The 26,309-nt window shown below is 39.0% G+C and carries 27 protein-coding genes and 1 tRNA gene; 22 read left to right on the top strand and 6 right to left on the bottom strand.

Going from position 1 to position 26,309, the window contains the following annotated elements; translation table 11 throughout:
- The first annotated feature begins 1 nt into the window (after position 1).
- Complete coding sequence (locus MSI_RS14055; RefSeq protein ID WP_050983926.1) at positions 2-535, top strand: tetratricopeptide repeat protein; 534 nt, start codon at positions 2-4, stop codon at positions 533-535.
- On the top strand, positions 507-734 hold the full coding sequence (locus tag MSI_RS09920; protein ID WP_009106432.1) for a hypothetical protein: 228 nt from the start codon (positions 507-509) through the stop codon (positions 732-734). The genes MSI_RS14055 and MSI_RS09920 overlap by 29 nt, the downstream gene beginning before the upstream one ends.
- A gap of 1 nt (position 735) precedes the next feature.
- Here the strand turns inward: MSI_RS09920 and mutL are convergent, their stop codons facing one another.
- The 3 genes from mutL to xseA are packed head-to-tail and all read right to left on the bottom strand — an operon-like array spanning position 736 to position 4,148.
- Entirely contained in the window at positions 736-2,625 is a 1,890-nt protein-coding gene (mutL, locus tag MSI_RS09915; RefSeq protein WP_009106430.1) for a DNA mismatch repair endonuclease MutL, read from the bottom strand.
- Positions 2,622-2,903, bottom strand: coding sequence for an exodeoxyribonuclease VII small subunit (gene xseB, locus MSI_RS09910; protein WP_009106428.1), 282 nt, complete (start codon positions 2,901-2,903; stop codon positions 2,622-2,624). Before xseB ends, mutL begins: the two co-directional genes overlap by 4 nt.
- Before the next feature lie 9 nt (positions 2,904-2,912).
- Complete coding sequence (gene xseA, locus MSI_RS09905; protein WP_009106426.1) at positions 2,913-4,148, bottom strand: exodeoxyribonuclease VII large subunit; 1,236 nt, start codon at positions 4,146-4,148, stop codon at positions 2,913-2,915.
- A gap of 86 nt (positions 4,149-4,234) precedes the next feature.
- Here xseA and MSI_RS09900 point away from each other — a divergent pair, with 86 nt between their 5' ends.
- From MSI_RS09900 to MSI_RS09815, 19 genes are all read left to right on the top strand, one after another.
- Positions 4,235-5,809, top strand: coding sequence for a spiro-SPASM protein (locus MSI_RS09900; RefSeq protein WP_009106424.1), 1,575 nt, complete (start codon positions 4,235-4,237; stop codon positions 5,807-5,809).
- Positions 5,784-6,740, top strand: a complete 957-nt coding sequence (locus tag MSI_RS09895; RefSeq protein WP_009106422.1) for a hypothetical protein — start codon at positions 5,784-5,786, stop codon at positions 6,738-6,740. The genes MSI_RS09900 and MSI_RS09895 overlap by 26 nt, the downstream gene beginning before the upstream one ends.
- Complete coding sequence (locus MSI_RS15015; protein ID WP_009106420.1) at positions 6,737-7,108, top strand: cytidylyltransferase domain-containing protein; 372 nt, start codon at positions 6,737-6,739, stop codon at positions 7,106-7,108. Before MSI_RS09895 ends, MSI_RS15015 begins: the two co-directional genes overlap by 4 nt.
- The gene (locus MSI_RS09890) at positions 7,045-9,204 is read left to right on the top strand and encodes a methyltransferase domain-containing protein (RefSeq protein WP_237706502.1); all 2,160 of its coding nucleotides are present in this window, start codon (positions 7,045-7,047) and stop codon (positions 9,202-9,204) included. Before MSI_RS15015 ends, MSI_RS09890 begins: the two co-directional genes overlap by 64 nt.
- Before the next feature lie 30 nt (positions 9,205-9,234).
- A complete protein-coding gene (locus MSI_RS09885; RefSeq protein ID WP_009106415.1) occupies positions 9,235-10,863 on the top strand; it encodes an ATP-grasp domain-containing protein in 1,629 nt (542 codons plus the stop codon).
- An 8-nt stretch (positions 10,864-10,871) separates the two neighbouring features.
- Positions 10,872-11,906 carry an N-acetylmuramoyl-L-alanine amidase gene (locus MSI_RS09880; RefSeq protein ID WP_009106413.1) on the top strand — a complete coding sequence of 345 codons (1,035 nt, stop codon included), beginning with the start codon at positions 10,872-10,874 and terminating at the stop codon, positions 11,904-11,906.
- Between the two features lie 2 nt (positions 11,907-11,908).
- Positions 11,909-12,367 (top strand): GerMN domain-containing protein, encoded by a 459-nt coding sequence (locus tag MSI_RS09875; protein ID WP_009106410.1) that lies wholly within the window; start codon positions 11,909-11,911, stop codon positions 12,365-12,367.
- Positions 12,368-12,481: 114 nt separating this feature from the next.
- Positions 12,482-13,549, top strand: coding sequence for a flagellar filament outer layer protein FlaA (locus MSI_RS09870; protein WP_009106408.1), 1,068 nt, complete (start codon positions 12,482-12,484; stop codon positions 13,547-13,549).
- Positions 13,550-13,627: 78 nt separating this feature from the next.
- Entirely contained in the window at positions 13,628-14,875 is a 1,248-nt protein-coding gene (locus MSI_RS09865; RefSeq protein WP_009106405.1) for a tetratricopeptide repeat protein, read from the top strand.
- A gap of 81 nt (positions 14,876-14,956) precedes the next feature.
- Entirely contained in the window at positions 14,957-15,130 is a 174-nt protein-coding gene (locus MSI_RS14535) for a hypothetical protein (protein WP_009106403.1), read from the top strand.
- A gap of 64 nt (positions 15,131-15,194) precedes the next feature.
- Positions 15,195-15,884, top strand: coding sequence for a hypothetical protein (locus MSI_RS09860; protein WP_009106401.1), 690 nt, complete (start codon positions 15,195-15,197; stop codon positions 15,882-15,884).
- Positions 15,885-15,993: 109 nt separating this feature from the next.
- Positions 15,994-17,289: a hexokinase gene (locus tag MSI_RS09855; protein ID WP_039924672.1), complete on the top strand. Its 1,296-nt coding sequence runs from the start codon at positions 15,994-15,996 to the stop codon at positions 17,287-17,289.
- Positions 17,290-17,390: 101 nt separating this feature from the next.
- Positions 17,391-18,020, top strand: a complete 630-nt coding sequence (locus MSI_RS09850; RefSeq protein WP_009106395.1) for a periplasmic-type flagellar collar protein FlbB — start codon at positions 17,391-17,393, stop codon at positions 18,018-18,020.
- 49 nt (positions 18,021-18,069) lie between these two features.
- Positions 18,070-19,476, top strand: coding sequence for a flagellar hook-length control protein FliK (locus tag MSI_RS09845; RefSeq protein ID WP_009106392.1), 1,407 nt, complete (start codon positions 18,070-18,072; stop codon positions 19,474-19,476).
- A 72-nt stretch (positions 19,477-19,548) separates the two neighbouring features.
- On the top strand, positions 19,549-19,992 hold the full coding sequence (gene flgD, locus MSI_RS09840) for a flagellar hook assembly protein FlgD (RefSeq protein WP_009106389.1): 444 nt from the start codon (positions 19,549-19,551) through the stop codon (positions 19,990-19,992).
- Positions 19,993-20,021: 29 nt separating this feature from the next.
- Positions 20,022-21,413, top strand: a complete 1,392-nt coding sequence (flgE, locus tag MSI_RS09835) for a flagellar hook protein FlgE (RefSeq protein WP_009106386.1) — start codon at positions 20,022-20,024, stop codon at positions 21,411-21,413.
- 214 nt (positions 21,414-21,627) lie between these two features.
- Entirely contained in the window at positions 21,628-22,182 is a 555-nt protein-coding gene (locus tag MSI_RS09825; protein ID WP_009106383.1) for a hypothetical protein, read from the top strand.
- A gap of 86 nt (positions 22,183-22,268) precedes the next feature.
- Positions 22,269-23,042: a GGDEF domain-containing protein gene (locus MSI_RS09820; RefSeq protein WP_009106381.1), complete on the top strand. Its 774-nt coding sequence runs from the start codon at positions 22,269-22,271 to the stop codon at positions 23,040-23,042.
- A 113-nt stretch (positions 23,043-23,155) separates the two neighbouring features.
- On the top strand, positions 23,156-23,614 hold the full coding sequence (locus tag MSI_RS09815) for a bacteriohemerythrin (RefSeq protein ID WP_009106380.1): 459 nt from the start codon (positions 23,156-23,158) through the stop codon (positions 23,612-23,614).
- 119 nt (positions 23,615-23,733) lie between these two features.
- Here the strand turns inward: MSI_RS09815 and MSI_RS09810 are convergent.
- Positions 23,734-23,806 (bottom strand) — tRNA-Phe (locus MSI_RS09810).
- A 168-nt stretch (positions 23,807-23,974) separates the two neighbouring features.
- Here MSI_RS09810 and MSI_RS14050 point away from each other — a divergent pair.
- Entirely contained in the window at positions 23,975-24,880 is a 906-nt protein-coding gene (locus tag MSI_RS14050; protein WP_009106378.1) for an ankyrin repeat domain-containing protein, read from the top strand.
- Positions 24,881-24,940: 60 nt separating this feature from the next.
- Here MSI_RS14050 and MSI_RS09800 read toward each other — a convergent pair whose 3' ends face one another.
- Together MSI_RS09800 and MSI_RS14695 are read right to left on the bottom strand one after the other, a co-directional pair.
- Positions 24,941-25,780 (bottom strand): glycosyltransferase, encoded by an 840-nt coding sequence (locus MSI_RS09800; protein WP_009106376.1) that lies wholly within the window; start codon positions 25,778-25,780, stop codon positions 24,941-24,943.
- On the bottom strand, positions 25,773-26,309 hold a 537-nt coding region (locus tag MSI_RS14695), incomplete at its 5' end, for a hypothetical protein (RefSeq protein WP_039924668.1). The genes MSI_RS09800 and MSI_RS14695, both read right to left, overlap by 8 nt.

Raw genomic sequence — 26,309 nt, 5'->3', positions numbered from 1 at the left:
AATGAAAAGCCCTTCAACAAATAAGACAATAATTCAATACAATATGGGAAATTCCTATTTTGCCCTTAAAGATTATAATAACGCTGCCAAATGCTTTACTTTTTCAATTGAACAGGACAAGAAATTTTCCCGGGCCTTTTTGAACCGCGCAAACAGCTATCTTCACCTTAAGCGCTACATTGAAGCAATTTCTGATTATACAAATTTCTTAAAGCTAGACCCTAAAAATCCTCAGAGGGTGAAAATCATCAAGCTGATCGGTCTTTTAAAAGAAGAACAGAGACGGCTTGATGCAGAGGCTGCGGCTCAGAGACAGCTTACCGAAGAATATTCCGAAAATCCTGATTTTTATGAGCATGGTGACTGGGATGAGCTTGTTGAAGATAATCCTGATTTTTACAATGTGGATGAAGAACTTTCTGAAATCTACTTTGACGAAAATTTTGGCTCTCCTGATTCCATTTCAGATTCTCAGGGTGAAAAACTTTCAGATTCCCAGAAAAAAAATGCTTGTAGAAGATGCCGTAATTCTTGAAGAAGGAAGACTTGCCGAAGAAGAGCGTCAGAGAAAGCTTGAAGAAAAGAAGAGGGAAGAAAAACGTCTTCTGGAACTGCGCGAAACAGAAGAACGCTTTCAGAAGTATGATACACAGAATGCCCCGGAACCTGTCCCAGAACCTGAAGTAAAAACAGAAACTGAGCCGGAACTTATTCCGGAGCTTGTTACAGAATAGATTAAGTTCTTTTTACCAGGGCAAAAAGCTGTTCCCGCGAGATTGTTGTGTAAACAGGACGTCCGTGCGGACAGTGAGGATCTTCCAGCGAAAAAGCCTTTTCTGCAAGTTCTGCTGCCGTCTGGTCATCTAAAACATAACCGTCCTTTACCGCTGCCTTACAGGCTGTCATTGCCGCAATTGAACGTATAATTTCCTCTGGTTCAACGTGTTTTACAAAAAGCAGGGTGCGAAGGTCGTATTCAGTGCCTGTCCAGCGTTCCGGAATAGAAGTAATTTCCCATTCGCCATCCTGAACTTTTTTTGTCGTAAATCCAATTGCCGTAAGGGAATCCTTTAATTTTTCAAGCTGATTATCCTGACTTTTTGATTCGGTTTTGATTTTATAGGGAATCAAAAGGGGCTGAGATTTTCCCTGATTGTTCATAAGCTTGTCAAAAAGAATGCGCTCGTGAACCGCGTGCTGGTCAATAAAATAAAGGGTATTGTTTTTTTCAACAAGGAGGAAGGTTCCAAGGCAGGAGCCTATGAATTTGATTTTTGATGATGAAGGCGCTGACGAGTCAGCGCGGTAGTTTAAGGCATCCTCCGACTTATCAGCGTTTTTTGTAATTGAAAGCGCCTGTTCGGCAAGCGAAGAAGCTGCAAATGTGCCCCCTGTCTGTGAAGCTGCACTTGTAGTCTTTGAAAATCCTCCGCCTCCTAAAAGCCTTGACCTGAAATCTCCAGTTGAGCCTGCCCCTGAACTTGAGCCAGAAGCTGTGTGAGAGTAATTTTTATAGGAAATATGGGCCTGGTAAGCAGGCTTCACTTCAGAAATTGCAGCTTCTCCAAAAGAGAATTCCCTTACAAAATCTGCAGGCTTGTCTTCTGCAAAATTAGTCTGGGTATATTTAAGGAAAAAGGCCTTAATCGTAGAGCTTAGACCGTGGTGTAAATCTGAAATATCGTAAAAGCGGGCTTCTTTTTTTGCCGGGTGAATATTAAAATCCACAAGGCTTGGAGCAACATTTATAAAGGCTGCTGCAACCGGGTAAGTGCCGTTAGGAAAGTAGCCCTGTCCTCCGTATTCGATAGCCTGAACAAGAGAGTATTCCTGAATGCGGCGACCGTTTACGTAAATAAAAATATCCTTTTTGTTAGAGCGGCTTACGGCAGGCTCTCCAATTATAACCGTAAACTTCCAGTCCGGATTTTCATCTGTAAAATGGCTGGAAGTATTTTCTATCTGATTAAAAAGTGCCAGATCTTCTGAATAGCCGTTTGCAAGTACAAAACGCTCCTTCTGGCTCTGGCCGGCTGGTAAATCTATTTTTATTTCCCCATCCACAATAAGGCGGAAAGAAATATCGGTTTTACATAAAGCCTTTTCTATGAAGGTGTTTTTACACATCATTCCTTCGGTAGCAGGGCGTTTTAAGAACTGGCGGCGGGCAGGAAAGTTTTCAAAAAGGCCTTCTGCCTGAACAATAGTTCCTTCAACAGGGGCTGCCGGTTCAATTATGTGGTCTTCTGTAATACTGGCCCTCATTTTCCAGCCGCCAGAGGTTATGCTGAGGCGGGAAACTGCTGCAATGGAGGCAAGGGCTTCTCCTCGGAAACCCAGAGTCGTAAGATTCATTAAATCAACTTCGGTGGCAATTTTACTTGTTGCATGAGGACGGGCACAGTTTTGTAAATCGTCCTTGGTCATTCCGCAGCCGTCATCAACAATGCGGATTTTTTCAATTCCGCCGCCGTAAATTTCTACGGTAATGTTTTTTGCGCCTGAGTCGATTGCATTATCCATAAGCTCTCGGATAATTGCATTTGGGCGGTCAATAACTTCTCCTGCTGCAATTTTTCTTGCAACCTCGGCATTAAGCGTTTTTACAGGGTGTTCAAGACTCATTGACGTGTTCCTGCCTGTGGAGCGCCGGCTGTTCCTGTTAATTCATCTGCTCCGTCAAAAAGTTCCATCTGAGGAGGATTATCCTTTGCCATTGGAAGAGGCTCATTCATAAGAATCTGGATTTTGCCTTCAATTTTTTCAAGCTCTTTTTCCATTCCGGCAGCAAGCTTGATTCCTTCTTCAAAATCCTTAAGGGCGTCTTCCAGAGAAATATCATTTCTTTTTATGTCGTTACTGAGTTTTTCAAGTTTTTCGAGTTTATCTTCAAAAGTATTCATATTTTACCTCTAGTTTATTTTTGTTACACAAGCGCTGATTTTTCCGCTTGCAGGAGTAATTTCTATTTCTGAATTAAGGGAAAGTGTCTTTGCATCGCGTACAACCTTTCCGCTTGCCTTATCTACAACCATTGAATAGCCGCGGGCAAAAATAGTTTCCGGGCTGGCATTTTCAAGGACTGTTTTATGCTGCTGTATTTGATTTCTTAAATCCCGGATTTTATCTGTAAGATTCTGACTTAATGCAGTCTTTGCATTTGCAAAGCGGTTTAAGAGCGGCTGCTGAATTGTCCTGAAACGGATTTCCAGAGAGTCGGGATTAAAGCTTTTAAGCATAAGTTTTGTATGCTCAACCTTCTGCTTAATGGTATTGTAAAAGTTATCTTTGTAAGCTCCAAGTTGCAGCTGTAAATCTGCCATAAGGGGAACTGCTAACTCTGCTGCGGCAGATGGGGTTGCTGCACGTTTATCTGCTGCGTAGTCACATAAAGCCCAGTCAATTTCGTGACCGACTGCACTTATAGTTGGAATACGGGAAGCCGCTACAGCGCGGACAACGCTTTCTTCGCTGAAAGGTAAAAGGTCTTCTAAGGAACCTCCTCCTCGTCCTACGATAAGAAGGTCGCAGAGTTGATAAAAGTTTGCAATTTCAATCATTTTGCAGATAGTCGGCGCTGCGTCTGTTCCCTGAACGATAGCCGGAAGAATAATTACGTTAACTGCGGAATTACGTCTTTTTGTAATCTGTAATATATCGCGGATAGCAGCTCCGGTAGGGCTTGTAACAACTCCTATTGTGCGTGGAAAAAATGGGAGGGGCTTTTTACGCTCCTGGTCAAACAGGCCTTCTGCAGCAAGCTTTTTTTTTCGTTCTTCAAGAAGCTGAAGAATGTTTCCGCTTCCTGCCATTTCCATTTTATTTACAATAATCTGGTAGGTTCCCCTTGGCGAATAAACCGAAATACTTCCCGTGCAGCGAACTTTATCGCCGTCTTTTGGCTTAAAGCCCAGTTTGTAAGCAGAACCGCGGAACATTACCGCACTTATAGCTGAGCTTTCATCCTTTAAAGTAAAGTAAATGTGCCCCGCAGCACTCGGCTTGTAATTTGAGATTTCTCCTTCAATCGTAATGTTTAAGAAGGTCTGCTGAAGGATTTCTGAAATGAGAGAGTTTATCTGCGAAACCGAAAAAACTTGTTCTTCTCCGTTTGCATTTAGAAATGCGCTCTGCATGGAAGTGTACATGAGGTGAATTTAATCAATTTTATTAACTTTATCAATGAGATTCCGATACTTTAGGAGAGTAATAGTATTTTTTTAAACGGGTAGTTATGAAAGCATTAGTTGTTCTGTTTGACCAGGAAAATAAATATCAGGAAGAAAAAGCCTTTGAGGGTAAAAGCGGGCGGGAGCTTTGCACTGCATTTTTTGAAAAGGCACAATTTTTGCCAGCCGGAATTGATACAGTAGGACTGGATTTTGTAAAAAAGGGCGACTGTAAAACAGGAAGTCAGCTGCTGGCAAAAATTCATCAGCTTGCAAAAGAAAAAAATGCCGACTTTGTCATTTACTCTTACGCAGATCTGCCTTTTTTGAACGTGGAGCTTACAAAAAAAATTATTACAAGCCATGTTGAATATAAGTGTGAATATACTTTTGCAGACGGTTTTCCTTACGGTTTTGCTCCGGAAGTAATTGATTGCGGGGCTCTGGGAATTCTTGCAGAACTTTCTAAGACAAGTCAGGCGGAAGAGGGCGAAAAAGCTGTATGCCGTGAGACTATCTGGAATCTTTTGAAGACTGATATAAACAGTTTTGAAGTTGAAGCTGAACTTTCTGATACAGACTGGAGGCTTTTAAGGCTTAAGTTTGACTGTGGAAATAAAGACGACTTTTTGCAGTGTAAGGCACTTTATCAGGCTGCAAAGGAAGCTGGTTTGACAAGGGAAGAGGGGGTTTCTTCTTCTGATGTTGAAGAGTTTTCAAAAATAGCTTCTGAAAATGTCCTGGCACTTAAAACAGTTCCAGGCTTTTATAATATTCAGATTCAGGGGCAGCGGGATACAAAGCCTCTTTATGAGCCTGATTTTGGATGCAAGGCTCAAATGACTTATGAAAACTTTGCTGTTCTTTGTAAAAAAATAAGCGAATTTTCTGAAAATGCTGTTCTCAACCTTTCTTTTGCAGGGGAAGCACTTTTGCACCCTGACTTTTTGAAAATTGCTGAAGAGGTTTTAAAGTACCAGGGGCTTTCGTTATTTATAGAAACTTCTGCTCTTTCTTTGACAGACCAGATTATAGAAGGACTTAAGGCTCTTTATGAAAAATCACCTTCTTCTACAAACGGCTATCAAAAGCTGATGGTTGCAGTTCAGCTTGACGCTGTCAGCGCCCCTCTATACGCCAAAATGACCGGTGGCTCAGAGGCAGATTTTTCTAAGGCGCTTAACGGGGTGCAAAAGCTTTGCGGGGAATTTCCTGGCATGGTTTATCCTCAGTTTGTCCGCACAAATCATAACGAAGAAGAACTGGAAGCTTTTTTCCGTTTCTGGAATGAAAAGGCAAATCCTAGTGGAGGAAACTGCATAATCCAGAAATACAATAATTTTTCGGGGCTTTTAGCTGATAGTAAACCGGCCGACCTTTCTCCTGTTGAGCGTAATGTCTGCTGGCACCTTCGCCGCGATTTAACAATTCTGGCAGACGGCTCGGTTTTTGCCTGTCCTAATATGGCGGCTGCCGCTGCGGCTGGAAAAGAAGTGCAGGGGGGCTTTCTGGGAAACGTTTTTGAAAGGTCTCTTGAAGAAATCTGGAAAAAATCAGATCAAATGATCCTTGAATATATAAATAAGAAATATTGTGAAATTTGTAGGGCTTGCGATGAATACTATACCTTTAACTTTTAATGAACACGAAATAAACCGCACTGTAATCGGCGGTTACCAGAATAATTCCGAATCTACCCTCAATATTTCTGTGGTTCTTTTGAACTCAAGCGGAAGCCATTTTAAGGTAAATGTTTTTGATAACCTTTTGAAATGCAATTTCCGTTCGATAGTTTCTGTTGAACACGACCCGAAAAATTTTGCAATTGATGATGTTGCTAAAAAATATCCGGCAATAAAATTTATTGTTCCTCTTGAAAAGGCAAATGACGGCGAATTAATCAACCTTGCCATGAGCGAAGTTGATGCAGATTACGTGCTTGTTCTTCGTGACAATCTTTACATTCCTTCTGGAATTATCCTTCCTAATCTTGCAGAACGCCTTATTAAAGATAATTATTACTGTGTTGTTCCCCGTCTTATAGATTCTGGTAAGAACAGCATTCCCGTTCAGTTTATTCCTTCGGTTGAAAAGAAGCATTTTACGGTGGAAGGAATTGCCTCGGTTACAGACGGCATAAAAACAATCTATCCTTTTGATTTTGTTGCCCTTTATAACAGAAAAAAGTTTATAAATCTTGGCGGTTTTGATTATACAATTCAAAATCCTTACTGGCAGAATCTTGATTTAGGCCTTCGTTCCTGGCTCTGGGGAGAACAGACCCGCCTTACAACTATGCTTCATTTTGCCTATATAGACGAAATTCCTCTGATTGAAAAAGAAATAAATCTTGATTACCTGCGCTATCATTTGAAAAACGAACTTCCAAAATACAAAAATGACAGCGCCTATGTAAGCCGCCTTTCTTTCTTTGGATTTAAAAATCATTCTTCCTGCGGATTACTCGAAGCCCGCCGTCAGTTTAATGATGCAAGAAAATGGGTTGAACGCAATAAATTCAAATTCAAGATGGATTTAACTCAGTTCATAGAAAACTGGAGCAGCCTATGAAAACAAACAGGGTAGTTATAGTTCAGTGCCGCCTTTCTTCAACAAGGCTTCCTCAAAAAGCACTGAAAATGCTGGGGGGGAAGCCTGTGCTTGCCTGGGTTCTTGCTTCCATGCACAAGGTAAATGCTGACCGCTATTTTGTTGCAACCGATTCTGATTCTTATGATTCTCTAAAGCCCATCTGCGAGGAAAACTCTTTTGAATGCTTTAAAGGCGATCTGAATGATGTATTAAAGCGTTTTTGCGATTTACTGAGGACTATTGACTGTAAAACTGTAATCCGGGCAACTGCTGACAATCCTTTTTGTTTTACGAAGCTGCCGAAGAGTCTGCAAAGGATTTTGAATACAGAAATCAGTCTGGTATGAAGTGTGATTATCTTACCTGGACTGGACTTCCGCACGGAAGCGGCGTTGAAATTTTTAATGCCGACTCCCTCTTAAAGGCTCAAGGTCTTACTTCTGACCCTTACGACCACGAGCATGTAGGACCTGCCCTTTATAATCACAAGGATACTTTTAAATGTGAATTTATTAAGGCTCCAAACCGTTTTTACTTCCCTGATTTACGCACAACAATCGACACGCCTTCAGATTTTTTGCGTTCCTGTCAGATTGTTAATTTACTTCAGAAAAAGGGGCCTTATACTACAGAAGAGATTGTCCATGCAGCTTCTTCTGACCTTGTAAACTATCCTCTGGTTTTAGTTCCTTCTGTTACAAAAGGGCATGGAACAGGCCATCTGCACCGTTGTCTTTCTGCAGCAAGTAAAAATCATTATTTTGTCTACATTCCCAAAGATAAATCTCTTGAAGAAACCGACAGCCTTGTAAAACAGTATAAGGCAGAAGGTTTGCAGGATTTTCAGATAATTGATTTTCTTCCTGATGAAACTTACCGCCCTGTAATTGTTACAGACTCTTTTGAACTTACAAAATCTCAGATTGAAGCCTTTAAATGTAACCGGGCCTTAATTTCTGTTGATGAAGGCTCTGATTTTACTTCTTACTGTGATTATCTTCTGGATATCATTCCTTCATATAATTTAGAGCGGGAAGCAAATCTGATTGAAAGTGATTTTATGGAAAAGCCAAAGAATAAAAGGGAAGTTGCCTTTAATTCTGACGCGCCGGATAAAGATTCCGTAAAAAAAGTTTTAGTCTGCCTTGGCGGGGAAGATCCTTCGGGCTTAACTCTTTCTGCCTCTATTTCTGCTGCAAAATATTTTTCAAAAGCAAAAATTACTGCAATTATCAGCGGAGAAAAAACTTGTGATACTGCAGGCCTTGAAAATCTTGAGATTATTAAACCTGTTTCAAATCTTAAAGAGCAGCTTTTTGAATATGATTTAGTTATTACTCACTATGGATTAACAGCCTTTGAAGCCATGTATGCCGGTTGCGCTCTTATTTTACTTCCAACTACAAAGCTTCATAAAAATCTTGCCCAGAAATATAACTTTGCCTATGTTGCAGATTCAAAAATATCTGAAAAATCAATTGAAGCTGCCTGGCAGTCAAAAAATATTTATCCAAAGTTTGAAAACAATATTATTAAAGAAAAAAATCTTGGAGATTTCTTAAAAATTCTTTCACGCGGAGAGCATTATAACTGTCCTGTCTGTCAGAAATCTCCTGCAGTTCCTGATACAGTTATTGCCAGAAATATCAGCCGCACTTACCGCCGCTGCCAGACCTGTGGAATGCTATATATGTCATTTTCTTCGGATGGTCAGAGTGATTATTCAAAATCATATTTTTTTGAAGACTATAAAAAACAGTATGGTAAAACCTATCAGGAAGATTTTGATTCAATTAAGGCACAGGGAAAACGCCGTCTTTCTATTATAAATCTTCTGTTTTTGGGAAATTTACGCGAAAAAAACTCTTTTGATATCGGTTGTGCCTACGGACCTTTTATGCAGGCTGCCAGTGAGCACGGTCTTAATACCTTTGGAACTGATATAAGTGAAGATGCCGTAAAATATGTTCAGCAGGAATTGAAATTTCCTGCAACAGTTTCACAGTTTCCTCAGATTGATATTGCAGAAGAGTTTGGAATTTCGCAGTTTGACCTTGTTACAATGTGGTATGTAATCGAGCATTTTAATAATCTTGATTTTGTATTAAAAAAGGTCAGCGAAATTACTAAAAAAGGCGGAATTTTTGCTTTTTCAACTCCGTCTGGCGAAGGTGTTTCCATAAAAAGTGATTCAAAAAGCTTTTTTAAGAACAGTCCTGCAGATCATTTTACAATCTGGGAGCCTTCAAAGGCTGCAAAAATTCTTAAAAAATACGGCTTTGAAGTTGTAAAGGTAGTTTCAACCGGTCACCATCCGGAGCGCTTTGCAAAAATTAAAAAAAGCGGAGCAAAACCTGGCAGTCTTTTATGGCGCCTTACAGATTTTAAGAGCCGTAAGTTAAAACTTGGCGATACATTTGAAATCTATTGCCGGAAAAAGTAGAATATAAAAATCAGGGTGGATTTTGGGAAAATGAAAAATATATTGATTTTGGGTGCAGGCCTTATGCAGAAGCCTGCGATTTTAAGTGCAAGGGAACTTGGTTATAAAACCTATGTAATTGATGCAGATCCAAAGGCGGTTGCAGTTCCTTTAGCCGACGAATTCTGTAAGATAGATTTAAAGGCCCGCGAAGAAATATTAGCCTATGCCGAAAAAATAAAAAAAGCAGAAGGTCTTTCTGCAGTCTTTACAGCCGGTACAGATTTTTCTGCCTCAGTTTCTTACGTATGCGAAAAATTAGGACTTCCTACTCATTCTTTTGAAGCGGCACAAAATGCCAGCATAAAAACAAGAATGAGGGAATGTTTTTCTAAGGCTGGAGTTCCTTCCCCTGATTTTATTAACATAAATGAAGCTTCAAAAAAAGAACTGCAGCTTTCAGAAGATGGAATTTCTTATAAAGAAAAAAAACTTCTTTTCCCCCTTGTCGTAAAGCCTGTTGATAATATGGGTGCCCGCGGCTGCCGTATGATCCGTTCAAAAGGGGAGTTTGAAAGCTCTTTTTCTGCTGCAATCAAAGCTTCCCGTTCTGGAAATGCAATTTTAGAAGAATATATGGAAGGTGAAGAATATTCTATTGATGCCTTAGTTTACAAGGGAACTTTTACTGTAACAGGTTTTGCTGTACGCCATATAAAGTATCCTCCTTATTTTATTGAAACAGGTCACACAATGCCTGCTGTTCTTTCAAAAGAAGTTGGTGACCAGCTGATTTCAATTTTCGCCTGCGGTGCAAAAGCCCTTGGTCTGACATCTGGCGCTGCAAAAGCTGATATAAAATTTACCAAAAATGGCGCCATGATAGGGGAGATTGCAGGCCGTCTTTCAGGCGGTTACATGTCTGGCTGGACTTATCCTTATGCTTCTGATTTGAACCTTACAAAAGAAGCAATCTTAATTGCAGCCGGAGAAGAACCTTGCCAGCTTATCAGTCGCAGAAAGCCTGTGGATTTTAACTGCGGAAAGGCAGAACTTACAAAGCCTTATGATCTTTTTGAAATTCCCTGCCTTCGTACAAGTGCAGAAAGAGCCTGGATTTCTATTCCGGGAAAAGTACAATATATTGAAGAAATTAAAGAATATACCGATCAGGCAGTAAGAAATGTGCTTCCTCGGGCAACTGTTACTCTTGGTGGCAGTGTAGATTTCCCACGAAATAACGTTGAAAAATGCGGAAATGTGATTGCCGTAAGTCACAGCCGTGATATTGCTATTTCTGCCGCAGAAGATGCCGCTTCAAACGTATTCATTACTCTTGAGCCGAATGATGCAGAAACGGAAAAATTCCTGAAAGGGGACTGCCTGCCTGATGAAGAAGGCTTTCCTCCTGCAGCCTTTGCAAAACTTTCAGATGAAGAGCTTTCAAAAATTGAAGGAGAAATCCCTCAAAATCAGAGTATAAGTTCCCTTATACCGGACTTTATTCTGGAAAAATATGGAAAGCTTACAGACTGGAATTACAATACAATCAGTCAGACTGCCCTGAAATTTGACATTCTGCGAAAAAATCATCCTGCCCTTGATGCAAAAAGCTTCTGGTCAGCCTTAATGCGCGGCGGACTTCAGGCGGCCGTTTATATTTCAGATTCAAAAAAATAGGAAAGAATATGAAGTTAAAAACAAAACTAATTACAATTTTTACTCTTTTTGTCACAGCAAAGCTTTTTGCTGCAAATACAATTTCTCTTTTAGAGTCTGCAAAAAATAAGGGAATGACTCTTTACTGGGATTCCCTTTCAGAAACCGGAATGATAGAAAAAGTCGGGCACCAGCTCTCTTTCCGTAACGGAGAGCCCCTTGTTGTTTTAGACAGCCTTTATCTTCAGCTTACAGATGCTCCTGAAATCGCAGGGAATCAGATTATGGTTTCGCAGAAATTTTTAAGCGATGCAGAAAGTTTTTTCAGCCAGAAAAACGAAACTCCATTTAAAGTCGGCGCAATTCTTATTGATCCGGGCCATGGCGGAAAAGACCCGGGAGCCCTAAAAACTTATAAAATCAACGGAAAAAGCGTTACAATCCGCGAAAAAGACATCAACCTTAAGGTTGGAAAAATGCTTTATGACCGTTTGAAATCGGCTTATCCAGACAAAAAAATTGTACTTACCCGTAGCACAGATGTATTTATTTCCCTTGGAGAGCGCACAGAAATTGCCAACAGCGTAAAAGTAAAGGAAAACGAGGCTGTTCTTTTTATTTCAATTCACGTAAATTCCTCACTTAATAAATCTTCCTCAGGTTATGAAGTTTGGTATCTTTCTCCAAATTACCGCCGCACAGTAATCGATAAAAGCTCTATTGCTTCTGATGAAAATGCCCTTTTCCCGATTTTGAACTCAATGACCGAAGAAGAATTTACAACCGAAAGCATTATGATTGCAAAATTCATTATGGACGGACTTCAGGCACAGATTGGAAAAGATTCAACTGCCCGCGGAATCCGTGCAGAAGAATGGTTTGTCGTTAAAAATTCAAATATGCCGGCAGTTTTAGTTGAGCTTGGCTTTGTTTCAAACGAAAAAGAAGCCCTTTTGATGAATGATGACAAATACTTGAAAAAAGCAACTTTAGGAATATATAATGGCCTGAGCGCGTTTATTACGCACTTTGAACGTTCAGAAGGATTTACTGCTATAAAATAATTATGGATAATACTAGAAAAGTTCGTTATGTCAGAATATTACTCTTAAGCCTGGCCTTTTTTCTTTTTTCGCTTTCGCTTCTTTTATTTCTGATTTCCAATCATAAAAGCCGCAGACTTTTTATTTTCCCTTCTGTTGATGAAGGAAAATATGTTGTTGAATACCGCTATCTGCCAAACAATCCGGTTCAGGGAGATTTGAATCTCTTTTTAGATGAACTTCTGCTTGGCTCCGGGGTAGAGAGAACGAAACTGCTTTTTGCAAGAGGCACTAAGATTAATTCTTGTTTTGTACGTAAAGGTACATTATATCTGGATTTATCTGCGGAACTTTTGCAGACGGGAAGTGGTGTAATCAATATTGAAGACGGTATAAAACTTCTGAAAAAGAATGTTCATAAAAACTTTTTCGGAATATGGAATATTGAAATTTTTGTAGACGGTAAATATGCCTACAAATAATTGAAAAATTTTCACATTTTTTTAAAACTTAAAAAGTTGACAAAATCAGTATCTTGTATGATAATGATTTTATACAAGGCTACATCGAAAAGTATATTAAAGGAGCTTCCAGGTATGAAGAAGACTTTGTGTTTATTCGCAGCTGCTATGCTGCTCGTTGGTGGCGCTGCTTTTGCTGAAGAAAGCATGCTCATCGATTTTACTTTGCTTGAGGCTGATTGCTGTGCTGACCAAAATGGCAATAACACTCAGAACAAGCATACTGCTATGGACTATTCTGTAAGTGCTGGTGCAACTTTCACAAGTGATCAGAAAGACCTTATGAGAACATCACTCGCTCTGCCAGAATGGGAAGTTACATTGAACTCGTCGGCTAAATCAGTTTTAGCTTTGGCTGATTCTAGAGTTGTTTCAGCTCCTGTAAAGGACAGCGCTGATGTACCTTTTGCAGGTAAAAATGTAATGGGTGTACGTATTGTATTCCCTTCATGGAATGCTAACTCAAATGCAAAAGTAATTCCTGCTTTTGAAATTCCAGCTTACGAACCTTTGGCTCAGCGTGATGACGAAGGTAACCCACAGGAACCAACTGATGAAGAAAAGGCAAGTGGAAAAACTCTTTTCGAAGATGGTTACGGTGTTGTTAAGAACGTTGGAACAATCAAATCAATTCAGGTTACAACAATGGGTATGAACCACCCACATGGATTGTATGTACTTCTTAAAGACAATGACGGTGTAGAACGCCGCTACTTTATGGGATACCTTGGTTTTGACGGATGGAAAGAACTCCGCTGGAACAACCCACAGTACATCACAGAAATCCGCAGCCGCGAAATCCGTGTATATCCAATCTACCCACGTGGACTTCCATTTGTAAAGTTCACTGGTTTCCAGATTACTCGTGATGCTCGCCAGGACGGTGGTGACTTTATCGGATACTTCAAAGATGTAAAAATCATCTACGACAAGGCACTTCTTTCTAGTGACCGTGATATCGCTGATGAAGATCTTTGGGGAATCATCACAAAGAAAGAAAAGGCAAGACAGAATGCTGAAATGTCAAGATTCGGTGACAAACAGGTTAACCGCTACCTTGAAAAAGCTAAGCTTGCTGCAGAAGATGAGTTTACTTCAAGTCTGACAAATGACAGCGGTAACTCAGGTTCTGATGTTCAGTAATCCTAAAGGATTAAAATGAAGCAAAACGCTGTTGAATTTCTAATTCAGCAGCGTTTTTTTTTGCCATACTAAGAAACTATGAATAATAAATATCTGTCTAAGGCAACAATCCGGGAAAATTATGAAGCTTATGCAGAATACTTTGCAAAAATTCTGCAGAATATTCTTACAATTTTACAGGAAAAAATCTCTTTAAGTGCTCAGCCAACCTATAAATGGCGTATTAAACGCTTTGAAAGTTATTACAAGAAGGTTCTTAAAAAGGAAGCTGATAAAATAACGGTTGTAAATTCAATTATCTGTCTTACAGATATGCTTGGAATAAGACTGATTTGTGCTTTCCTGGAAGATATAAACCTTGCAATTTCCCAGATTAAAGATATTTTTGAAATCAAGGAAGTAGAAATAAAAGGGGATGAAAAGAAGGTTAGTGAATTCGGCTATGAATCAATTCATGTTCTTGTAAAAATCCCTGATGAATGTTTGCCGGAAAAAGATGAACGTTTTGAAAATCTTATGCCGCTGGAAGGGGAGTTGGTTTGCGAAATTCAAATCCGAACAATTCTTCAGGACGCCTGGGCAGAAGTAGAGCATGAGCTTATCTATAAAACAGAGTTTTCTCCTTTTGACATGCCGCTTCGCCGTAAACTTGCCGCAATCAATGCTTCTTTGTCTCTTGCAGATATCACTTTCCAGGAAATCCGAGATTATCAGAAAAAGCTTCAGAAAGAAGTAGAAGAACGCCGTCATTCTTTTTATTCAATGGCAGATAATCTTCTTGATGAAAAACCAAAGACAGAAAAGCCGGAAGCAATTAACCGGGTTTCTCCATTTGTACAGGGAACTATAGACGATCTTCTCTTACGCGCTATTCATGCTCATAATGAAGGAAATCTTGAAGAGGCAATTCATATTTATTCAAAAATCCTTGAAGCTGTTCCTGATGACCAGAAATCTATTATTTCAGTTATCAGAAAGCATCGTGGTATGGCATATTTTTCAATGAATAATTTTGAAGCTGCACTTGAAGATTTTAATATAAGCATTGAAAACGATCCTAAGGCCTTTAGAACTCACTATTATAAGGGAATTGTACTTGCCATTCAGAAAAAATATGATGAGGCTATCAAGTGCTTTACAACTTCGCTTGAAATTAATGAATTCCAGGCTCATACACATTTCAGACGGGCCCTCGCTTATTATGAAATTAATGAGTATGAAAATTCTATGAATGATCTTGATGCGGCAATTAAACTTGGAATGAAACCGGAGGAATGTAAGTTCCTGCAGGAAAAACTTGTTAAGAAATTTGGTATGAATATGTAAAATTTAAGCTCTTGAATGTTGACTTAAATGCATATATTCAATAAAATTAATAATCACGAATATTCGATTGGAGGCAATTAAATGGCTGGAGCTAGTAAGAACTCTCGTACAACTGTTGCAACACAAAAATTCGCTTGTCCTGATTGCGGTGGCGAAATCATAATGAAAACAATGATTGAAAATGGCAGACTTAAGAATATTGCAGAATGCCAGAAATGCAAACGTGTTGAAAGAAGACCTAAGGATTTTAAATAATATTTAATTTTCCGTGGGAGTAAAAACGTATGGATTCATGAGCCATACGTTTTTTTTATTTGTAATGAAAAAAGTATTTTTAGCTTTTCTGATATATTTTTTCTCATTTCAGGTTTTTAGCGTAAAGAGAGATTTTAAGCACACTTACGCTCAGGATTATTCACTTTTTCCAAAATCAGATTATTCTTCTCTGTATTCCACTCTCTTAAAGACAATTTTTCCGTCTGCTTATTGTTTTCAATCTGTAATGTTCATTCCCCGTTCAGAAATGAAGGGCTATCCCTGCAAAGAGGTTTTGACAAAGCTGGATCAGATGGGGGGAATTGATAAGGAATGTTTTGGTGTAAGTTATAAAGACGGAAACACAGGAAAATTAAAGCCGATTTTTAAGAAAGCCGAATACAATTTTGACGAGCATGAATTATATGTAAAGGATAAAACTGCCGGTGGCCTTCATTTTGACCTTAAGGTTGATGAATATTATGGAAAAAATAAGGTTTACGGCGTAATGGCCCTATTGAAAAAAAATCCTGATAATATTTTCCTGCGTGAAATTAAGAAAAATGAAGCCTGTATTTTTGTTTTCATTGAAGAAATGGAAGAGGGCGCAAATCTTTATGTACTTATTCAGTGTAAATTTTCACCTTTAAAAATAAAGATTCTTAAAAGAATTATAGAAAATGCAATTTCAGGCCGGGTATTAGAACTTCAGAACTGGTTTTACCGCATGATTTGTACGCCTCAGCTTCAGTAATTCTTTTAATATTATTTCAACTTTTATTATTCATTTATTGCCCCACAAGAAAATCTAGTGAAATAAATTTATTATTATGTTATAATTTTTTCATCTAAAAATTAAGGATATGAAAATGAATACTACTGTAAGTTCTTTTCTTGCACGCCACAATTTTGTAAACCACGTGGATGTGCTTTCTGTTGCACAGGCTATTTTGGATGATATGTCTAACGGCCTTCAGGGTAAAAAAGCAGATGAGGATATGATTAAAACCTTCTCAAATCCTCCTTCATCTTCTGCAAAAGGAAAATCTGTAATTGTAATTGATGCCGGCGGAACTAACTTCCGTTCTTGTCTTGTTACTTTTGATAATGAAGGCGTGCCAACAATTTCCGAAATGGAAAAAACAAAGATGCCTGGTGTAGAAAAAGAACTTTCACGCAAGGATTTCTTTGAACAGTTTGCTGTAAATCTTGAACACCTTAAGAATAAGGCAGACAGAATTGGTTTCTGTTTCTCTTATCCTATGACTATTACAGAAGACGGAGATGGAATTCTTCTTGGTTTTTCTAAAGAAGTAAAAGCTCCTGAAGTAGTAGGCGCAAAAATTGGTGAATGTCTTAAAGCTGTTCTTAAAGAGCACGGCTGGAACGACATTAAACGCATTACACTTTGTAACGACACTGTTGCAGCTTTGCTTGCTGGTGCTTCTCTTACAGATAACGTAGAAAACTTTTCTTCATATATCGGCTTCATTCTTGGAACTGGTATGAATGCTGCTTATGTTCAGCCTTCATGCGAAAAATGCGGCATTAAAAAGCAGATTATCGTTTGCGAAAGCGGAAAGGTAACTCACGTAAATCAGTCTGAATTTGATAAGGCTTTTGATAAGACAACTGTAAAACCTGGCAGCTTCCTTTTGGAAAAACTCTGTTCAGGCGCTTACCTTGGACCAGTTTCCTGGTTTGCATTACAGGCTGCAGCTGATGACGGTCTTTTCTCTGACAAAGTTGCTGCAAAAATCAAGGCATTGCCAGCTCTTACCTTGATTGAACTTGATCAGTATCTTCATAATCCACGTAATTCAGGCTCAACTTTGGGTGCAATTCTTGCCGAAAATGGAAATGAAGAGGATTACGACAGAGTATTCCAGATTCTTGACGCAATTGTAGAACGTTCTGCACGCTATGCTGCAGCAATTCTTACAGCCTGCGTAATCAAGACTGGTGAAGGTAAAAACGCAAGCCGCCCTGTATGTATCTTGTGTGATGGAACAACTTTCCACAAAACACACATGATTAAAGAGCGTGTAAATGCTTACCTTGACGAAATCCTTACTAAGAATCTTGGTTTGTACTGGAAAATTGTAGCATGTGATAACGATATCACTCTTGGTGCTGCTATCTCAGGACTTATAGATTAGTTCAAGTGGTAAAGCTAAAAAATTGCTGTATCGCAATTTTTTTTAACGCTTTGCTATAAAACACCGCGGCCTCTGACCGGGCCGCTTACACAGGAGGGGACATGTCTTTTGCAAAAAGTTTGGGAAAATCATTTGTTTTAATCATAATCATTTTGATTCTGCTTATTGGCGGAGGATTATGGCTTGATTATCTTGATGTAATTTCTGTTAAAAAGACATTTGCTCCTCTCTATAAAGTAATGGGAAAAACTCCCCAGACCTCGCTGACTGCAACCCAGTCACGTCCTCTTGTTGCCAACCTTGATGAAGACCGCCTGGCAAAAATTCAGGAATCTTTACTCCTTCAGGCAGAAACTCTCGATAAACGTGAAGCTGATATTGTTGTAAAAGAAACCCAGCTTGAACAGACCGCCCAGGAGCTTTCTGAACGCGAAAAAAATCAGGAAGAGCGAGAAAAAACATTTAACCTGGCTGTAAAAAAATACGATGATAAGAATGTAAACGTAGAGCAGATTGCCACCAATTTGAACGGTATGGCGCCAAAAAATGCAGTTGACATTCTTGTTGCAATGGACGATCAGACAGTTATTGACGTTCTTCGCAAGGTAGAAGAACTTGCAAAAGCAAACGGCACTTCTTCAATGGGGTCTTACTGGCTTAGCTTAATGCCATCTGAGCGGGCTGCAGAAATACAGCGCAAGATGATTAATAAGCCTGAATCATTGAACTAGAGCATACTAAAAATCCGGCAATGCACTTCGTTTATAAAAAGGAGTGCAAATGGCATTACAATTTATGGATTTTGCCGGAGTCCAGCCTCAGGTTGAAACTTTACAGCTTACAAAAAATCCAAATTTAAATTATCAAAAAACTCCTGACAGCTCATTTTCTGATTTAGTTGCCTCATTTCAGACTAAGGAAAAAACTCCTGATTCAAACCTTCAGAATGATTTGAAGCAGAAGCAGGATTTCTCCGAAGAAAAAATTGAAAGTGTAAAAGCATCTGAAACAGAAAAAGAAAATCCAAAAGTCAGCGAAAATGTACAGAAAGAAGAAAGTTACCAAGCAGAAGAAAAAATCAGCCTGAAAGATTTTTCTGAAACTTCTGAAAAAACTACTCCAAAACTTTCTGTAAAAGATGAAAAAGAAATCGAATCACAGAAAAAATCAGAGGTAAAGGCTAAAACTCTTGTAAAAAAGCCTTCTAATGAAAATAAAATTCAAAAGGATTTACATACCAGCCGCATTGATGAGCTTTTACAGAATGCTGATGACTTCAGCCAGTTTGTAAATAATTTTGAAAATAAGGAAATTAAAAATCAGATTTCTGTAAAAGAGGAAGAAGATTTTGAAATTCCTGAAGTGGATTTCGCTAACACTCAAGGGGAGCTTAGCCAGAGTCAGCTTGAATATCTGAATGCTCCGGTTAGCTCAGAAGATCTTGATTTTACTTTTGAAGAAGATATTGGAGCAAAGAAAGGCCTTTCAAAATTTGATAAAGAAGGAAAAATCACAGTAGAAGATCTCCGCACAAAGTCTGAAGAGCTTGATTTTGAAACTCTTGTAAAAGATTCAAAAGAAGAAAAGCCTCTTAAAAGTGAACTTAAGGTTACCGGCGAAAATACTGCCACAATCACAATGGAATATGCCCAGAATGATGCACAGGCAGATATTTTAAGCCTTAATAACCAGTCTGCAGGGGCTCAGAACTCAAATTTCCAGCAGATGCTTAATAATCAGATTCAGGCAAATGTGTCGGAATTTGTAAAAGCCGGAAATATCGTTCTTAAGGATAATAATCGGGGAACAATCAATCTTGTTTTGCATCCGGATGACCTTGGAAACGTAAAAATCCAGCTTAGTCTTGATGGAAAAACTGTTCAGGGACACATCGCCGTTGCAACTAAGGAAGCTCTACAGGTTTTTAAAGATAACGCAGAAACTTTGCGTGAAGCCTTCATTAAAGGTGGTTTTGAAAATGCAAGTTTTGATGTTTCATATAGTGCAGGTCAGGGTAGTCAGTTTGGAAATGGAGAGAACTTTGCTCAGAATGACGGAAACGAACTCTGGGGAAAAAGAACCTATTCAACTGGCGGCGTAGAAGTTTTTGGTGATGCAGACAGTGCAGATGATTTTGTGAATTTTGAATCAAATTTTGGAAAGAATTCTGTAAACATTGTTGCATAAATTCCGAAATTAAACATAAGGGGCAGTCAGCCGATGACTGTCCTAATACTAGAAAAAGTGATGAGGTAGATGATGGAACTGCTGAATACACAAATGAGTGCAGGTGAAAGAACGGCTGTAGAAAATGCCGTAAACACCTACAACAAAACCCTCGTTTATGAGGGAAGAAAAACGTCCAACGAACTTGGAAAAGATGATTTTTTGAAGCTGCTTATTACCCAGCTTTCAAATCAGGATCCTACCAGCCCAATGGAAGATACACAGTTTATTTCCCAGATGGCTCAGTTCAGTTCTTTGGAACAGATGACTAACATGAGTACTTCTTTTTCAAAGATGGCTGACTTCCTTAATTCACAGGAAGCTGCAGGTACTTTAGGAAAAACAGTAGAACTGGATATTGGTGATACAACTGTTCAGGGAATTGTGGAAGGGGCAACCCGAGGGGAAAATCCACAGGTGATGGTGAACGGCATGTATTACAGCATGGATAAAATCAAGGCGATTTACGCCAACTAAAGAGTGGGAAGAAGGAAGGATATAAGCATATGATGAGATCACTTTATTCTGGAGTTTCTGGACTTCAGAATCACCAGACAAGAATGGACGTAATCGGTAACAACATTTCGAATGTTAATACAAGCGGTTTCAAACGCGGTCGTGTTAACTTTCAGGATATGATCAGCCAGCAGATGAGCGGAGCTGCAAAACCAACAGATGAACTTGGTGGTGTAAACCCTAAGGAAGTTGGACTTGGTATGACAGTAGCTTCTATTGATAATATTTTTAATCAGGGTAACCTGCAGTCAACAGGCGTTAGCACTGACCTTGCAATCCAGGGAAGCGGCTTCTTCGTAATGAAGAGCGGGGAAGAAAGTTTCTATACACGTAACGGTTCTTTTGGCCTTGACCGCGACGGTACATTGGTAAACCCTGCAAATGGTATGCGTGTTCAGGGATGGATGGCACAGGAAGTAAACGGTCAGGATATCGTTTCTACTGCTGCAACTCCAACAGATTTGATTATACCTGTAGGTTCAAAAGATCCTGCACGCGAAACTACAAACGTAAACTTTGCCTGTAACCTTAATAAAAATACTCCGGAAATCGCAGAGGGGGCGAGTGCGGATGATATTTTGAAAGGTACCTGGGGAACAGAACAGGAAATCTACGACAGCTTTGGAAACAAACATATGCTTTCTGTAAGCTTTACAAGAGTTCCTGGAACTTCTAACCAGTGGAATGCAGTTGTAAATATTGACCCAGATAACGCAGAGTTCACAAATACTCGCGTAGGTCTTGGTACAACTGACGGTATGGAAAATACCTTCGTTGTAAGCTTCGATAACTTCGGCGCTTTGCAGGGAGTTACAGACAGCGCAGGAAATGTTACAAATCCTGAAGGTCAGGTTGTAATTCAGGCTTCTTTTGCAGTAAGTGATTCAAATCCTGATGCAGAAGGAAATCCTTACCGCCAGACAATGAGCATCAACCTTGGAACAATCGGAAGCTTCAAGGATACAATTACCCAGTCTGCAAGCAAGTCTACAACAAAGGCTTACTACCAGGACGGATACACAATGGGTTATCTTGATAACTTCAAGATTGACTCAAGCGGAACAATTACCGGTGTATATTCAAACGGTACAAACCGCACAATCGGACAGATTGCTTTGGCAACTTTTGCAAACGAACGCGGTCTTGAAAAAGCCGGAGACAACACATACGTTGAATCAAACAACTCTGGCATGGCCCGCATTGGTGAATCGGGAGTAGCAGGTAAGGGTACTTTGATGGCTGGTGCATTGGAAATGTCTAACGTTGACCTTTCTGAGCAGATGACAGACATGATCGTAACACAGCGCGGTTTCCAGGCTAACTCAAAGACAATTCAGACAGCAGATACACTGCTTGAAACTGTACTTTCACTTAAACGCTAATAAGTAAGTGATTAGGCGGCTCTGGCCGCCGAAATAAATAAAAAACTTAAGCCCTGTAAGGTAATCCATCAACTTTGCAGGGCTTTTTTTTGTTGTAAAATTTTTTGATCTTTTTTTTGTTCCTTTTAATAAATCTATCGTATAATAAAATAGAAGAACAGAGGAAAACTGGCAAAAAATCATGCAGTCAATACTGCTAAAAGGAGATGATATTATGGAAAACAAATTACACTTTGACATAACCTGCGAAAATCAGGAGATTGCAGCAAAATATGAAGAACTTGCCAGAAAAATGCTTGAAGACAAGGAATTTCATGAAGCATTGAAGGACTGCAAGTCAGAAAGAGAAATCTATGATCTTTATGTAAAACACGGCTACACAGACCTTCCTTACGAAGACTTTATTAAACAGTTGAGCGACACTATGCTGCAGATTAAAAATACTAAACTGTTAGGAAGTAACGAACTTACAATGGAAGAACTTGAAGGCGTTGTTGGTGGCTTCAGTTTCTTCAATTTTATTACAAACGTAGTAAGCGTTATTCCAATTGCAGGTCCAATCCTCAGTGGAGTTGCAAAGGCTGTAAAAGCAGGAATTGACGGGGAAGGCTTTAGCGGTGTTGTTCTTGAAATTGCAAAAGGAGCGGGAATGGCAATGGCAGATGCAGTCGTTACAATTGCAACTGCAGGAGCAGGAACAGCTTTAGTTGCCGGAATGAACCTTGGAATGGCAGCGGTAAAGTTTGGAATTAATGAAGCAACCTCTTAAAAAGGAGGAAGCCAGGGCTTTAAAATCAGAGTTCTGGCTTAATTTTTTTTCTTGTCAGCAGTCCTATAATCGCTTAAGATTATCATATGAAACAGAGCGAAATGTCTTCTATAGACGCATACCTGAACCGGGCCTTCAAGATTATCGTTGTGCTACCCCTTACCGGCGCTACAACCTCGGCTTTTGTATTTACCATATTCAGGCTTTTAGGCTGGTGGCCTGACATTCCTGCTCGCTTGCTTGCCGTGTATGATATTATTAATATCCTGTATTTTACAATTGCAATTTATCTTTCCAGAACCTGTAAAGACGAGTATGGAAGCATCCGACCAGATAAAATAAAGCAGGGAAAGCGTTTTGTCGGGTTTATTGTAGTAGCTCAGTGGAATTTCATTTCATATATGATTCCTGACAGGGAATGGTGGGCATATCTTTTCTTTTTTATTGCTCTGACAATAGTTTTCTTTGATATAAAGTTTACGTCTATTATCTCCTTCCTGTTGACTGCCTCTACAGTAATCTCCTGGATTGTTCACGGAAACTATATGTTTCTTTCATCAAGTGACCCCTTGTTTTATCCAACGTTGGTTCTGAGACTTTTCTGCATAGGTCTTACTATTCTTACTATGCTTTTTATCACCTATTTTGGTGGAAAATACCTTGTAGAAGAACTTGAACGCCATGCAAATTATGATCCGCTGACTAATCTCTTAAACCGGCGCAGTATGGGGCAGTATATGAAAAATGCCTGTGAAAAAGTTGAACACGGAAAAGATGCACAGGCAGCACTGGAGGCTGCCGACGCAAAACTGTACTACGGAAAGCGGCACGGTAAAAACTGTGTAGTGACACAGTTGTAGATAAAAAACTTACTCTATAAACAATTATCAGACTTTGATATATTGAATCGGTTTGACTTCAAAAAAATCTGTCTTATAATTTTAAATAAGTAAAAGTACTTAAGGGGCAGAAGATGCAGTATGATCTTAACAATTCCTCAGATTATTTTATTGCCTGGGATCCTAAATTAAAAACAGGAATACAATCTGTAGACAAACAGCATAAACATCTTGTTCATCTTTGTAACAGCTTTTATCAAAGTCTTCTTAAAAACAAAGATAAAGTCAGCTATCAGAGGCTGGTAAAAAACACTCTTGAAAAATGTCTGAATTATACAGAAACCCATTTTAGAGATGAAGAAAAGCTTATGATTGCCTCAAATTTCAGTGGCTACAATGAACACAAGCATACCCACGATGAGTTTAGAGAAAAATGTCATACCATGTATGCGAAGTTTGATAAAATCCCGGTTGGAGAGGCCATTAAATTTGCTCATTTTCTTTACGACTGGGTTCAGAGTCATATTGCCTACGAAGACAAGCTTTACATTCCAACTCTTGTAGAGTTTCTGAAAAAGCGGAAAGAAAAATGATTAGAACAGTTCCTGCTAGCCAGTTCAAGTCATTCAACATTACAAAAACGAGCCGCATTATCCATATAACATATAGATTTAAACAAAAAAAAAGCTTCTGGATGACCAGAAGCTTTTCGTGCCACAGGTTAGAATCGAACTAACGACATACGGATTTTCAGTCCGGCGCTCTACCAACTGAGCTACTGCGGCGTTGATGTTTTATATATTATACAAAACGATGATTTGAGTCAATAGGTCAAAGGGCGATTTTTTAATATTTTTCGAAAAATTTTACATATTTTATAAAAATAACAAAAATTAATATAAATTTAAATAATTCATTTGAAAAAAACACAAAGCACCATTACAATTAAATATATGAAGTGGTTATTGATTTCTGACACAACAGACAGTTTAGATGAGCTTGGTTCAGTGCTAAAAGAAAATGATCAGGATTATCAGGTACTTAATCCTGGCTTCAGCATTGAAAATTTACAGAAATTAAAAAGTGATTTTAAGGAAGCAGCATCCTGCTTTATATACACAAAAGATAATAAAGATTTCGACAGCAGAACTGCCTTTATTGCAGGTACAGTTGCAGGAATTCTTTGTGCAGAAAAAGTTCAGGTTTATACTAATTTCGATTTTGTATATGAAAACTCAGTTTACAAAGACGATTTAGTTTTTAAATTTGATACTGTAAAAGAGGCCGCTGCCTACACTAAAAAGCATTTTGACGATTTTGCTCAGAAGGCTCGTAAGCGTATTGCAATCAATAAGCTTTTGGATCGCGGTATTCCTTTTACAGCAGACTGCTGCGCAACTTACATTGCAAAGAACAAGGAAGAAATTTTCGAAGACTTTATTGCGGCAGGAATTGATGTTAATTCCCGTGATGATCTTGGAACACCTCTTTTGAACATTGCCATCCGCAATGACAATGAGCCTTTTGCAGAAAAACTTATTGCTCTTGGTGCTGATATCAACGCAGCCTCTACAGACCGTGGTTACACTGCAGTTATGGACGCTGTATGGCGCGGTAACGAAAAACTCACAGAGTACCTTATTAAAAAAGGTGCCGATTTGAATACAATCAGTAAGGAAGGACAGTCAAATCTTGTTCTTGCTGTTGGTGCAGACCGGGTAAAAATTTGTAAGCTTCTTGTAGAAAATGGCAGCGATCCGGATGTAAAAGACAGTATGGGTATGAGTGCTTATCAATACGCAACTCTTTTTAAGAAAGAAAAGATTGCAGAAATTCTTAAGCCTTTCCATAAGGAATAAGAGGTAAGGGGAAAGCCTTCCCCTCGTTCAAGCCCGCCCTGTGGTCTTGAACTACCCCTTCTATTTATTTTCCTTTTCAAATTTTCCTTTCAAATAAACATATTCGTATAAAATATCATCAAAATTCTCATATCCGAAAATTTTATGCACCTTTGTAATCTTCCACTGTTTGATATTTGCAACGTGAGGGTATGGCAGCCAGAAAAGTCGCTTTGAAAAATGACGGATTACAGTATCTTTATAGAGAAACTTCTGGTCATTAAACCGCTGGCTTAAAACCTTCTGTTTTGTTGTACTCAAAATAATTGCGCTTTCATCAGCGAACAAAAGCTTTTTATTTTTAATGAAGTTACGGCTCTTTTCAAGAAGTCCTGTTTTTTTACATTCTGCAAGATTAAAAAGAATTACACCTGCATTAATAAACTTTCTGCGGAAGAAGAGGATGATTTTTCCGTAGTGGTCGCGGCTTGCAGCATATTCTACCTTGCTGACGTCTGTGTCCCACAAAAGACGAACGTCGCGGTTAAACAATAAATCAATATCAAGATACAGAAGTTTGTCCGGCATTCCAGGAATTATATCTGCAAAAAGACGGAGAAGGGTGTAAGGAGAGCAGTAGCACTGTTCGTTAGGACTGTTTGCAAATTCCTTGTCGTAAAGGTCCCGGACATCAATTTTAATTACACTGTTTTCAGAATTATATCCTTTTACCACGCCGTCTAAAAAATTAATCTGTTCGTCTGTAAAAGCCTTGTATTCCGGCTTGATATGACTTACGTCCATTGTGTAAATGTAAAAGGTAAAGGGCTCTTTTGTGTCTGTGCGCTTTAAGATTGAAAGCATGGTTGTAAGCGCGCCGTCAAAAACTTTATCGTTTCCACAAAATAATATGTTAATCATTTTCTTTCCTTATATATTTAATGATTTCGTAATTGCTGTTTTTACTTCGTTCGCACATGGCTTTGTAAATGCGGTCTCTGAGTTCTGTTTTCTGTTCTTTGGAAGGAAGACTTTCATCCGGATAAAAAGGTCCGTCAACGTAGGTTACAAGACGAGGCTGTTTTGAAAATTTTCTTTTCTGATAGGTATTTGTAAAACAGAAAGAAGGTACTTTCTGCTGAACAGGATATCTGAAGGATAAATCAGAAAAAGGACGAATTTTTGTATAGAAAGGCCAGATGTGAGCTTCCGGGTAAATCATAACCGCTTTATGCTCGCTGATTCTGGTCTTTATGATGTTCATAAAATTTTTAGTTGCTCCCAGAGTATCGGGCAGGGGAAGAGCTCCTAAATAATGAGTAATGTTTCCAAGACTCGGAATACTTACGTTATTTGGATGGACTATTACAAAGGTCTGGTGAGGAAAACTAACAAAAGTGGGGATAAGCGCATCTGCCACTGGATTTGTGTGGTTTGCAAATACAAAAAA

It is taken from the genome of Treponema sp. JC4 (assembly GCF_000260795.1).
Taxonomy (GTDB): Bacteria; Spirochaetota; Spirochaetia; order Treponematales; family Treponemataceae; genus Treponema_D.
The sequence above is the reverse complement of the archived record's forward strand: the minus strand, read 5'-3'. Positions and strand labels throughout refer to the sequence as shown.